Genomic DNA, 12071 nt, shown 5'->3' on the forward strand with positions numbered 1-12071 from the left:
GCCACGCGTTCTGCCACACTCGCGCCATGCCCTCGATCGCGATCGCCGTCACCGACGGCATGCCGTTCTTCGAACTCTCCGTCCCCTGCCACATCTTCGGCTTCGACCGGCTCCAGCCGCCTCCGGACTGGTACGACCTCCGGGTGTGCGTGGTCGGTGGCACGGAGGGTGAAGCGCCGCTTGCCGGGCCGTGGTTCAGCACCCGGACCCCGCACGGCGTCGAGGACCTGATCTCCGCCGACACGGTCATCGTGCCGGCGTCCGCGGACGTCCACGGCGACCCGCCGGCCGAACTCGTCGCGGCGCTGCGCGAGGCCCACCGACTCGGCGCGCGCCTGGTGTCGTTCTGTTCGGGCGCCTTCACCCTCGCCGCGACCGGACTGCTCGACGGCCGGACCGCCGCCACCCACTGGATGTACGCGGCCCTGCTCGCCGAGCGCTATCCGACGGTCACCGTGGACCCGTCGGTCCTCTACGTCGACCACGGCGATGTGCTCACCGGCGCGGGCGCCACCGCCTCCATCGACGTCTGCCTGCACCTCATCCGCGAGGACTTCGGCACCGGCGTCGCCAACTCCCTCGCCCGGCAGTTGGTCGCGCCCGCCCACCGCCCCGGCGGCCAGGCGCAGTACATCGAGACGCCGCTGCCACAGCGCCGCGACGACTCCCTGGCGCCGGTCCTGCACTGGGCCGCCGAGCGGCTCCGCGAACCGCTGACCGTCGCCGACCTCGCGCGGTACGCGCACACCAGTCCGCGCACCCTCGTCCGGCGCTTCCACGCCGCGACCGGGACCACGCCGATGCAGTGGCTCCAGTCCCAACGGCTCGCCCGCGCCCGTGAGTTGCTGGAGAGCACCGACCTGCCCGTGGACCGGGTGGCGGAGATCGCCGGCCTGGGAACGGCCGCCAACCTCCGCCGCCACTTCACCCGGGCGATCGGCGTGCCCCCGGTCGACTACCGGCGGACGTACCGGGCCGCACGGGTGGCACGGGTGGCGTGAACCACCGACGCCGCCACCCGGGACGCGGCGGGCCCGCCGTGGCTGGTTACAGCCGTGGGTCCACCGGTTCCGACTCCAACGCGAGCACCGCGAAGACCGCTTCGTGCACCCGCCAGAGCGGTTCCCCGTCCGCCAACCGGTCGAGCGCCTCCAGCCCCAGTGCGTACTCGCGCAGGGCCAGCGATCGCTTGTGGCCGAGGTGGCGGATGCGCAGACGCCGCAGGTTCTCCGGGCGGGTGTACTCCGGACCGTAGATGATCCGCAGGTACTCCCGGCCGCGGCACTTGATGCCCGGCTGGACGAGCCGGCCGTCCGGCTGCCGGACCAGCGCCCGGACCGGCTTGACGACCATGCCCTCACCGCCGTCGGCGGTCAGATCCAGCCACCACGCGACGCCGGCCGCGACCGATGCCTCGTCCTCCGTGTCGACGACCAACCGCCGGGTCGGCGCGAGCAGCCGTATTCGGTCGACGGCGGGCACTGTGGCACCAGGCCCAGCGGGTGCCCCGGACGTACCGGCAGCGCAAGCCGCCGCGCCCTCCCACGCCCCCGCCGGGAGCGCCTGCTCGGCCGCTATCAGCCGGTCGATCAGGGCTAGTTGCTCGGTGTGCGGTATGCCGGCCAGGCTGCGCCCCTCAACGGCGAGCACCTGGAAAGGCGCGAGCCGGATACCGGCCAGCCCGGCGCTCCCCGCCTGCCCGGCCAGCCCCGCGGGTCCGGCGGCTCCCGCCTGACCGGTGACTCCCGTCTGTCCGGTGACTCCCGTCTGTCCGGTGACTCCCGGCAGCCCGGCAGGTCCGGGCAGCCCGGCAGGTCCCGCCGCCGGAGCCGCTTCCCCCACCCGCCAGCAGTACCGCCGGTACGCGTCGGTGAACGCCGCGGCATCGGCGGCCCGCCCGCGCTGCCGGTCGAGCAGCGCGGCCACATCGACCCCACGGGCGGCCGCCGCCTCCAGCGCGCCGAGCGCGCCGGGGAACACCGCCCCGGACGCCGCGCCGACCGCCGCGTACTGCGTCCGCAACAGGCCCGTCGCCTTGAGGGACCACGGCATCAACTCGGCGTCCAGCAGCAGCCATTCGGTGTCCAGCTCGGCCCACAGGCCGGCCTGGTCCACACAGTCGCGGACCCGCCGGAGTATCCGCTCCGTCGTCCCCTGGTCGTCGAAGAACGGCCGTCCGGTGCGGGTGTACAGGGCACCCGACACCCCTTCGCCCGTCACCCCGAACCGCTCGCGGGCCACCGCATCGTCCCGGCAGACCAGCACCACCGCCCGGGAACCCATGTGCTTCTCCTCGCACACCACTTCACGGACGCCCGCCGCGCGGTACTCGGCGAACGCCTCCAGCGGGTGCTCCAGGAAACCTTCGTCGCGTGCGTCCGCCTCCTGCGACGACCTGGCGGTCGCGCAGGGCGCCATGGTCGGCGGAAGGTACGGCAGCAGCCGCGGGTCTGTCGCGAAGCGGCTCATCACTTCCAGAGCGGCCGCGGTGTTCTCCTCCTTCACGGCGAGGCGACCCATGTGGCGGGTCTCCACGATCCGCCGACCGGCCACGTCGTCGAGATCCAGCGGGCGACCGTCCGCCCCGCCCGGCGCTTCCGTGGCCAGCGGTTTGGCGGGCTCGTACCAGACGCGCTCGGCCGGTACGTCGACCAGTTCGCGCTCCGGCCAGCGCAGCGCGGTCAGCTTCCCGCCGAAGACACAACCGGTGTCCAGGCAGATGGTGTTGTTGAGCCAGCCGGCACGCGGGGTGGGCGTGTGGCCGTAGACGACGGCGGCGCGACCGCGGTACTCCTCCGCCCACGGGTAGCGCACGGGCAGGCCGAACTCGTCGGTCTCGCCCGTGGTGTCGCCGTACAGCGCGAAGGACCGCACCCGGCCCGACGTACGGCCGTGGTACTTCTCCGGCAGCCCGGCATGGCATACCACCAATCCACCCCCGTCCAGGACGTAGTGACTGACCAGTCCCCTGATGAACTCCGCGGCCCCGGCGCGGAATGCCTCGTCCTCCTTCTCCAACTGCTCCACGGTTTCAGCGAGGCCGTGCGTGTGCTGCACCGCGCGACCATGGAGATAACGTCCGAGCTTGTTCTCATGATTCCCGGACACACACAGTGCGTGACCGGATTCCACCATTCCCGTCACCAGGCGTAGCACGCCCGGGCTGTCCGGCCCCCGGTCGACGAGGTCACCGACGAAGACCGCCGTACGGCCCTCGGGGTGCACCGCGTCCACGGCTCGCCCCTGCCTGTCCCGGACGAGCGCGTAGCCGAGCCGGCCGAGCAGGGTCTCCAGCTCGGAGCGGCAGCCGTGAATGTCGCCGACGATGTCGAACGGGCCCGCGAGGTGCCGCAGGTCGTTGAACCGCCGCTCCCTGACGACCTCCGCGGCCTCGATCTCCCGCTCGCCACGCAGGAGGTGCACCTTACGGAAGCCCTCGCGCTCCAGCTTCCCCACCGAACGGCGCAGTTCACGCTGGTGCCGCTGGATGACGCGGCGCGGCAGCCCGGCCCGGTCGGCGCGTGCCGCGTTCCGCTCGGCGCAGACGTGCTCGGGCACGTCCAGCACGATCGCCACCGGCAGGACATCGTGCTCGCGTGCCAGCCGCACCAACTGAGCGCGCGACTCGGCCTGCACATTGGTGGCGTCCACCACCGTCAGCCGCCCGGCGGCGAGCCGCTTGCCGACGATGAAGTGCAGCACCTCGAAGGCATCGCCGCTGGCGGCCTGGTCGTTCTCGTCGTCGCTGACCAGCCCCCGGCAGAAGTCCGACGAGATCACCTCGGTCGGCTTGAAGTGCCGGGCGGCGAAGGTCGACTTACCGGAGCCGGTCGCGCCGATCAGCACCACCAGCGACAGATCGGGCACAGCCAGCGAACGCGCCACCGGGCGAGGCGCACGAGCCGACTGCCGCTCGGCCTGCGCCCCCGGATGCGCCTGCGACTGCGTCTGCGGCTCCGGCTGTGCCTGTGGCCGTGCTTCCGGCTGCGACGTGCGGTTCCCGTCACTCATGCTGCTGCCCCCTTCCCACCGACCGACCCGCCGCCGACACCACTGGCACCGGTGACACCGCTGACGCCACTGACACCACTGCCGTCACGGTCACGGACACTACGGACACCACCGGTGCCCCCTACATCGCTCACGCCACCCATGCGGCTCCCATCCGCCACACCCTCGACGCTTTCTCCCCTGCTCACACCTTTACTACCTCTACTACCTTCTACGCCTTCTGCTCCTTTTACGCCTTCCTCGCCACCCGGGCTCCCCTTACCGCTGCCCTTACGGTCCGCGCGGGTGCCCCCGACCTCACGGGAACCACGGCCCCCACGGGCACCACCGTCCTCACGCGTGAAGCACGCAAGCTGCGTGGGCGCCCCGACCTCCGGGTCCTCCGGCCCCACCGGGCCGAACGTCACCTCATAGCCGTGTCGCGCGGCGACCTCCCCCGCCCAGCGCCGGAACTCCTCCCGCGTCCACTCGAACCGGTGGTCCGCGTGCCGCACCTGCCCGGCGGGCAACGATTCCCAGCGCACGTTGTACTCGACGTTGGGCGTGGTCACGACGACCGTCCGGGGCCTGGCCGCTCCGAAGACCGCGTATTCCAGTGCCGGCAGCCGCTCCGGATCGACGTGCTCCACGACCTCGCTGAGCACCGCCGCGTCGTAGCCCTTGAGCCTGCTGTCCGTGTACGCCAACGACCCCTGGACGAGTCGTACGCGCTGCGCCTGCCGCTCGGAGATCCGGTCGAGGCGGAGTCTGCGCCGGGCCTCGTGGAGCGCCCGCATCGACACGTCCATCCCGACGATCTCGGTGAACTGCCCTTCCTTGAGCAGCGCGCCGACCAACTGCCCCTGCCCGCAGCCCAGATCGAGGACCCGGGCCGCCCCGGCCGTGCGCAGCACGTCGAGGACGGCCTCCCGTCGCCGCACGGCGAGCGGCACCGGCTTCTCCTCGGTGTCGGATTCCTCGTCCACCGCGTTGTCGATCTCCTCGACGGCCGCGTCGTCCGTCTCGGCGAGCCGCTCCAGTTCCAGCCGCGCCATCGCCTCACGGGCCAGCGACCAGCGGCGGGCCAGATAGCGGCCGACGATCAACCGTTGCTCCGGGTGGTGCTCCAGCCAGCCCTCGCCGGCGCGCAGCAGCTTGTCGACCTCGTCGGGCGTCACCCAGTAGTGCTTGGCGTCGTCCAGGACCGGCAGCAGCACGTACAAATGCCGCAATGCGGCGGCGAGTTCGCACTCGCCCTCCAGGACCAGCCGTACGTAGCGCGAGTCGCCCCACTCGGGGAAGGTCTCGTCCAACGGCAGCGGCTCGGCCAGCACCGACCAGCCGAGCGGCCCGAAGAGCTTCTCCACCAGCGCGGCACCGCCCCGGGCGGGCAGCACCGGCACCTCGATGCGCAGCGGGATCGGCCGCCCGGCCAGTTCCGGCCGGGCCGCGCACTGCCCCTTCATCGCGCTCGCGAAAACGCTCCGCAGCGCCACCGCCAGCAATGACGACGCCGCGTAGGGCCGGTCGTTCACGTACTGCGCGAGGGTGGAATCCGGTGCCCCGCCGCGCCCTTTCCCCTGCCCACGGCGTACGAGGGCAACGGGATCGACCTCCAACAGCAATGCAGCGGTGCAGCGTTCCGCGTCCGCCTCCGGGTAGAGGACGTGCGCGGTGCCGTACGAGGTCGAGAACTGCTGCGCCTTGTCGGGATGCTTGTGCAACAGGAACCCGAGGTCGGTCGCAGGGCGGTCGGTCGTGCCGGTGGTGGTTATGGTCAGAAACACACCTTGAGTATCGGTGTGTACGGCGCCGTTCCCCCACCGATTTTCCGCGGGCCCTGCTCTTGGTGAGGAGCGTGCCGGTGCTTCAGCCCGGCGAAGCCGTGCTCGCCGGCGGCCGGTTTCCCCGGCAGGGGCGTCAGGGGCGATGGGCTCGGTTCGCCGTGAGCGCCGCATCGGCGGCATCGAGGATCGCGCCGAAGACGTGGGCGAGGAGGGGTTTGACGAGCACCCGGGTGATCGCGTCCGCGCCGAAGGGAGCAGGGACCTGGCAGATCGTCGTCCAGACGACCAGGGTGCCCTCGGCGACTTCGGTGAAGGTCATACGACCGAGCTCGTGCCGGGCCGGTGGGAAACTGCGGTCGACGACGTAGTCGAAGTCGTGCGGCGCGTTGTAGGCAGTGATCCGTTCGCGGAACCAGCCGATGAGCCACGTGTGCAACCGGACGGCGCCCACTCCGTAGGGCGCGCCCGCGCCCGGCCGGGCCAATCGCGCCTTGAGGACGAACGGGGAACGGGTGTAGTTGGTGCTCGTCGCGCACCAATCGAATACGTCGGCGATCGGCGCCGCTATGACGCGACGCACCGTCACGGTTTCCATGCCGTGTCCCTTCTCCTGGCCGGCAGGCGCGGCACGCTGGCCGTGCCTGACTCACCGGGTAGACACCGCAGCACCCGAGATCGTGACGCCCTCGCACGTGACGCGCATCACCTCATGAGCGAGGGCAGGTGTTCGTGTGCCGCGGTGCCGGCTCGGCGACTCGACCGAGCCGACGTGCGGGGCAGCCGCCCCGGACGCACCTGCGGCAGCCGGCCGAGCCCGGCTGCTCACGCCGCACCCACGCACACCACCTGGCCCACTGACCAGTGAGACGACGCTCCGGGTCGTCGGGGTCGTCCAGGTCCTCCAGGCCAACCAGGTCGCCCAGGGCGCCCGAGAATCTGGGCAGGGCGCCCGAGAATCTGGGCAGGGCGCCCGAGGATCCGGGCAGGGCGCCCGAGGATCCGGGCAGGGCGTCCCCACACTGACGCCCAGACATCCGGTGCGCCCCACCACGCGCCTCTCAGCGCCCCTCCCCCGCTATCGACGGACCTGACGTCAGCCCAACTGCGACTGGACCTCCGCGGAAATCAGCTCCAGGTGGTCCAGATCATCCAGATCCAGCATCTGGAGATAGACCCGGGACGAGCCGAGGGCGGCGTACCGGCCGAGCTTGTCCACGACCTCCGCAGGCGAGCCCGCCAGGCCGTTGGCCTTGAGCTCGTGCACCTCACGGCCGATGGCCGCGGCCCGTCGCGCCACCTCGGCGTCGTTCCTGCCGACACAGGCGACCAGGGCGTTGGAGTACACCAGGTCGTCGCCCTTGCGCCCGGCGGCTTCGGCGGCCGCCCGCACCCGACCGAACTGGCGCTCGCTGTCTTCGAGCGAGGCGAAGGGCATGTTGAACTCGTCGGCGTACTGCGCCGCCAGTCGCGGGGTGCGCGTCGCGCCGTGTCCCCCGATCAGCACCGGCACCTTGCCCTGAGCGGGCTTGGGCAGCGCGGGTGACTTCTCCAGCTGGTAGTAGCTCCCCTCGTAAGAGAACTCCTTTCCTACTTCCGTGCCCCACAGGCCGGTGATGATCGCCAGCTGTTCCTCCAACCGCGCGAGCTTCTCCTTGGGGAACGGGATGCCGTAAGCCTTGTGCTCCTCCTCGAACCACCCGGCGCCCAGGCCGAGTTCGACCCGGCCGCCGGACATCTGGTCCACCTGGGCAACCTGGATGGCCAGCACGCCCGGCAGCCGGAAGGTGCCGGCCGTCATGAGGGTGCCGAGCCGGATCCGCTTGGTCTCGCGGGCCAGACCGGCCAGCGTGATCCAGGCGTCCGTCGGGCCGGGCAGCCCGTCGGCGTCCCCCATCCGCAGGTAGTGGTCGGAACGGAAGAAGGCGTCGAACCCGAGGTCCTCGGTGGCCTTGGCGACCGTCAGAAGAGTGTCGTAGGAAGCCCCCTGCTGGGGCTCGGTGAAGATGCGTAGGTCCATACCTCCATCCTGCACGGTGCCCGGCGGAACACTCGCCAGCGCCTGCCGTCGCACCGGGCGAGTCCGCTCCCCGCCCACGTGTGGTGTGCGTGGTGGTGCGATGAGCGGCGTCCTCAGTTCCGTACGCGATCCCGCTCCGGACTCCCGGCTCCCGGCTCCCGGCCGGCCTGCGCGACCTGACCGACCCGGGGACTCACCAACGAGGAGAACGGATCTGACGGCGGCAATGACGGCGACAAGGGATGTCGGCGAGGTCAGCGCCAGCTACCGGTGGACGCAGAAAGCAGGAGAGAGAAGCGGCGAGGACGGGTGGAAGGAAAGAAGGAAGAGGACCGACGGGACGGAAGGGGTGGAGGGGGGAGAAGTGGAGGGGGTGGAGAGAAGCCGAAGGGGCTTGGGCGGTCGCGCTTCCTGCGGTCGTGCTTCCGGTCATGGCCGGCCAGGGGCGCGGGTTGCGTGCCTCTGCCCAGGCATGCCGGTTCACGTGGTCAGCCGGCATGGGGTGCCAGCCGGGCCGACCGTGGTCGCAGGGGGCAGGTCGGGAGGCGGCCCGCCCTCTGTCAGGCAAGGTGCCGGTCGCGCACCTCCAGTTTCTCCAGTATTCCGGCGACGTGGTCCCTCGATTCGTCTGCGGTGTCCATGGCTTCCACGCAGGTCCAGTACATCCCTTCCTCCTCGGCCGAGATCACCACTCCCACCAGCGCCTCGCACACCTCGCGGAGCAGTTGAGACAGGCCGATCAAAGCCGACTTGACGTCGCGTATCTCGGTCAACTGGACTGCCCGGAGCCCGCCGGTGGTCGCTGTCGAGCACAGCAGTCCCCCGCTGAACCGCCCGCCCGCGTCGCCCAACCCTCGGGCCCTGGACCGCACTTCGTACGGACCGAATATCGCGAGATGGCTGCCTATCGCCTCCGCCAAGGCTTGCGCCTGCCACGCCTCGACGACCACGTCATGAACCGTGTTCGCCTGCGCCAGACCGCGCCGACTGGCCGCGATGATCCGCACCGCGTCCATCTGTGTCCCTCCTTCCTTCGTCATGCGCATTCACCCCGCCCTCCTTCCACTACCCAGAGTGAGGCCCAACAGCCAAAAACGCCAGAGGAATTCGCAAATCTGTGGACAACCAAGGCGCTGTGGAAAGATCCATGACTCCATAGAGTGACGATGGGCGGATTCGGGGCGGTCACGGCAGCGCTTGCGCCCCTCGGGGTGCCCTCGTGCGCCCCTCCGTTCCCGTCCGTCACCCAGCATGAATCGGGCCACGTACGACGCTCAACGTTCTTTTGGCACACCAGCCACTGCGCTCCCTGCCTTTCGACCCGGCACCCAGGTCTCACGGCGCACGCCGCGTGCCGGCGGTGGTGACGATGACTGCGGCGGTGGCGCGTGAACCGGCGCACGGCCCCCAGCACGAGCCGGCCGCAACCCGGCGCGAAAAAGCCAGCGGGGCGGAGGCTCTCGCCCCGCCCCGCCGGCCTCAGTCTGTCGCTCGACGCCCGCTCCCCGTCCGACCGGCGACTACTCGCCGCCCCGCGGCCGGTCCGGCGGTGCCTGCCGGACCGCCGGGAACCGCGTCTCGTTGCGTTCGATCTTCGCGGCGAGCGCGGTCAACGGGTCGATCCCCAGCGCCTGACAGAACTGGAGCAGATACGCCAGGACGTCCGCGACCTCGTCCTCCACCCGGCCGGCCGCCTTCGGGTCGGCCATCACCTTCGCCGACTCTTCCGGCGTCAACCACTGGAAGATCTCAACCAGTTCCGCGGCCTCGACACTGAGCGCCGCGGCCAGGTTCTTGGGGGTGTGGTACTGCTGCCAGTCCCGGGCGGCCGCGAAGTCGGCCAGGCGTCGCTGAAGGGCATGAAGATCCTCACTCATACCCCTAGGTGTAGCACCTGCACCCCGGGCAGCCCCTCGGCGACCGACGGGTCCCACACCGTACCCAGCAGCCGGACGTGTCCGCGGTCAGCCATCCGTACGGCCAGCGACACCAGTTCCCGGGCCTGCCGGCGGTCCATGCAACGGTCCATGCCGTCCGCCATCACCGTCATCTGTTGCAGCGCCGACGGGATCTCCCCGGCCGGATCCATGGCCAACACTCCAGGGCCGGTGAGGAGCACCAGCGCCAGCGCGAGGAACCGCAGCTCACCGTCGCCGAGCTGCTCGACGGGCATCTCCCCCAGGGCACCGCGGTCGAGGACCGTCATCACGGCCTGCGGATCCGGAGCTCCCTGTCCGCCCGGCACCACACCGCCGCCGGCTTCCCCGGCGGCTGCGGCGTCCGCTGCCATCGTTGCGTCCGGCTGCCGGGGAACCGCCCGCAGCCCGTCGACGGGCCCGGAGCAGGCATCCCGTACGGCTGCGACCAAGATGGCGTGCCGCCGGGCGCATTCGCGGCTGGTGCGCTCCAGCACGGTGGCGAGGTTGTCGCAGGACGACCGCAGCCGCCCCTCGTCGCGCTCGTCGTCGTGGCCCCAACCGCTGGCCTCGCCTCCGCTCCGCACACCTTTGCGTCCACGCGGAGCCGCCGTCGGTCCGCCGGAACCGCCGGTTGCACCGCCTTTCCCGGGACGGCCCGGACCACCAGCCCGGCCGCCGCCGCGCGCCCCGGTGCCGCGCCCCGCGCCTCCCCCGCCGGACGCGCCGCCCGCGGTACGACCGTCGTCCGCGACGCCACCCGGCGCCCGACCTCGCATGGCCTCCGGCCGCGGATCGCACACGAAGGCTGAACGCAGTGCGACCACGACTTGTTCCGCGGCGGCCAGGACAAGGCGCTGCCCCTCCGTCTTGCCCGCCACCCGCAGCGGGAGGAGGGAGGTGGCCAGCCGGTCGTCGGGCAGTGGAGCGCGCGTCACCGGGGTCGCGCCGGCGGTGTGCCAGGCCGCCTGGACGGCGGAGCGGGTGGGGTCGGTGAGGGCGGTGGTGAGCAGCGTCTCGCCACAGCCCGTCAATCGCTCGCCGACGATGCGGAGTTCGGGCTCGGCCTGTACGGCGAGATCGAGGTGGACGGGGCCCACCGAGCCGTCGACCGTACAGCCGAGGCGGAAGCCGCGCCGCCCCTGGTCATCGGGGCGCGCGCTCGCCGGTACACAGGCGGAGGCTCCGCCCGCCACCACCCCCACGGCCCGTTCCAACGAGTCGCCGCTGCCGAGCCGGGCGAGGATCTCGTAGGCCTGGAGCACACTGGACTTGCCGCTTCCGCTGTCGCCACTGAGCAGCGTCAACGGGCCGAGCGGCAGGGTGACGCCACGATGGGACTTGAAGGCGGACAGCCGTAATTCGGTGACCGCCGGACGTGCGCTGTCGGTATCCATGCGGGGACGCTATGCAGTCGCCCGCGCGGAGAACCGTTACGCCCAACTGCTCTTCCTACGAACGGGGGACGGTACCCGTCGCCGGCTCCGCGACCTCGGTCCCGACCGGCGCCAGGAGGAACACATTGGTGTCCACGCGGTGCATGCCGCTGCCGAGGCCGAAGACGACCCCGCTGGCGAAGTCCAGGATGCGCTTGGCGACATCGGTGTCCGCGCTGCTGAGGTCCAGAAGGACCGGCAGCTGCGCCATGAGGTACTCGGCCACTTCCCGGGCGTCCGCGAACGTCTGGACGCGGATGACGATGAACCGCCGCGTCTCCTCCGTCGGTTCATCGTCCGGGAGGGCGCGGTGGTCGGGCCAGGAGGGCCATTCGTTGCCGCCACGTAGCGGTACGACTTCGGCGAGCCCTTCCCACTGCTCGTCGGTGGCATCGGGGCCGTTCACCGAATCACCTCACCCAGTGGAGCGCTGGCTTTCTGCGGTATGTGCATCGCACGATTCTAGAGATAAACCTACAAACGTCGCCGACTGCGACACACGCGGTGACGCAGCTCTCTCATCCTGCCTCATCGCCCTGACCAGTGCGGACACCTGGGCAGATCTGCCGGGTCGAGTTTCTGTATGCCTGTTCATCCTCTCTTGTGACGGAGGCCGGGCGTGCCACCTAGGCAGGTCATGCACAAGTGCCTGACAGGAGCTCAGCATTGGGCAGCGCAGTCATCCCTGAGTGCCCGTGAGCTCTCGGCGGGCGGCGTACGCGCGGGCGCGCAATGCCGCGGCGTCAGGCGTGGGGTTCGTCACGGCTACGGCGGCGGGGAGGGGCAGCGGGGCGGCGGGGCCGAGAGGCGCCCTGGAGGTGGGAGCAAGTGCGGTGCGGTGATGCGGCGGCAGGAGGAGGGCGGGCACGAGAGGGCGGCGGCCTCCCCCGACTTCACCCAAACCGCCATCCGGGCAGGGAGGCAG

At 71.2% G+C, this 12071-nt stretch carries 9 protein-coding genes; 1 reads left to right on the plus strand and 8 read right to left on the minus strand.

Annotated elements, in window-relative coordinates; genetic code table 11:
- The first annotated feature begins 26 nt into the window (after positions 1-26).
- Positions 27-1001, plus strand: coding sequence for a GlxA family transcriptional regulator (locus ACFVT2_RS17080; RefSeq protein ID WP_390018037.1), 975 nt, complete (start codon positions 27-29; stop codon positions 999-1001).
- A 46-nt stretch (positions 1002-1047) separates the two neighbouring features.
- Here ACFVT2_RS17080 and ACFVT2_RS17085 read toward each other — a convergent pair whose 3' ends face one another.
- The 8 genes from ACFVT2_RS17085 to ACFVT2_RS17120 form a co-directional block, all read right to left on the minus strand.
- Entirely contained in the window at positions 1048-4011 is a 2964-nt protein-coding gene (locus ACFVT2_RS17085) for a polynucleotide kinase-phosphatase (protein WP_390018039.1), read from the minus strand.
- Positions 4008-5777: a 3' terminal RNA ribose 2'-O-methyltransferase Hen1 gene (locus tag ACFVT2_RS17090; RefSeq protein WP_390018042.1), complete on the minus strand. Its 1770-nt coding sequence runs from the start codon at positions 5775-5777 to the stop codon at positions 4008-4010. Before ACFVT2_RS17090 ends, ACFVT2_RS17085 begins: the two co-directional genes overlap by 4 nt.
- Positions 5778-5910: 133 nt before the next feature.
- Positions 5911-6372 (minus strand): SRPBCC family protein, encoded by a 462-nt coding sequence (locus ACFVT2_RS17095; RefSeq protein ID WP_390018045.1) that lies wholly within the window; start codon positions 6370-6372, stop codon positions 5911-5913.
- A gap of 498 nt (positions 6373-6870) precedes the next feature.
- Positions 6871-7794 carry an LLM class F420-dependent oxidoreductase gene (locus ACFVT2_RS17100; protein WP_390018048.1) on the minus strand — a complete coding sequence of 308 codons (924 nt, stop codon included), beginning with the start codon at positions 7792-7794 and terminating at the stop codon, positions 6871-6873.
- Positions 7795-8354: 560 nt separating this feature from the next.
- Positions 8355-8810, minus strand: a complete 456-nt coding sequence (locus ACFVT2_RS17105) for a DUF6099 family protein (protein ID WP_100602737.1) — start codon at positions 8808-8810, stop codon at positions 8355-8357.
- 504 nt (positions 8811-9314) lie between these two features.
- On the minus strand, positions 9315-9671 hold the full coding sequence (locus tag ACFVT2_RS17110; protein ID WP_390018051.1) for a nucleotide pyrophosphohydrolase: 357 nt from the start codon (positions 9669-9671) through the stop codon (positions 9315-9317).
- The gene (locus ACFVT2_RS17115; RefSeq protein ID WP_390018053.1) at positions 9668-11107 is read right to left on the minus strand and encodes a biotin transporter BioY; all 1440 of its coding nucleotides are present in this window, start codon (positions 11105-11107) and stop codon (positions 9668-9670) included. Before ACFVT2_RS17115 ends, ACFVT2_RS17110 begins: the two co-directional genes overlap by 4 nt.
- Before the next feature lie 55 nt (positions 11108-11162).
- The gene (locus tag ACFVT2_RS17120) at positions 11163-11552 is read right to left on the minus strand and encodes a cell division protein SepF (RefSeq protein ID WP_390018056.1); all 390 of its coding nucleotides are present in this window, start codon (positions 11550-11552) and stop codon (positions 11163-11165) included.
- Positions 11553-12071 lie beyond the last annotated feature (519 nt).

This window comes from Streptomyces sp. NPDC058000, assembly GCF_042886435.1.
Taxonomy (GTDB): Bacteria; Actinomycetota; Actinomycetes; order Streptomycetales; family Streptomycetaceae; genus Streptomyces.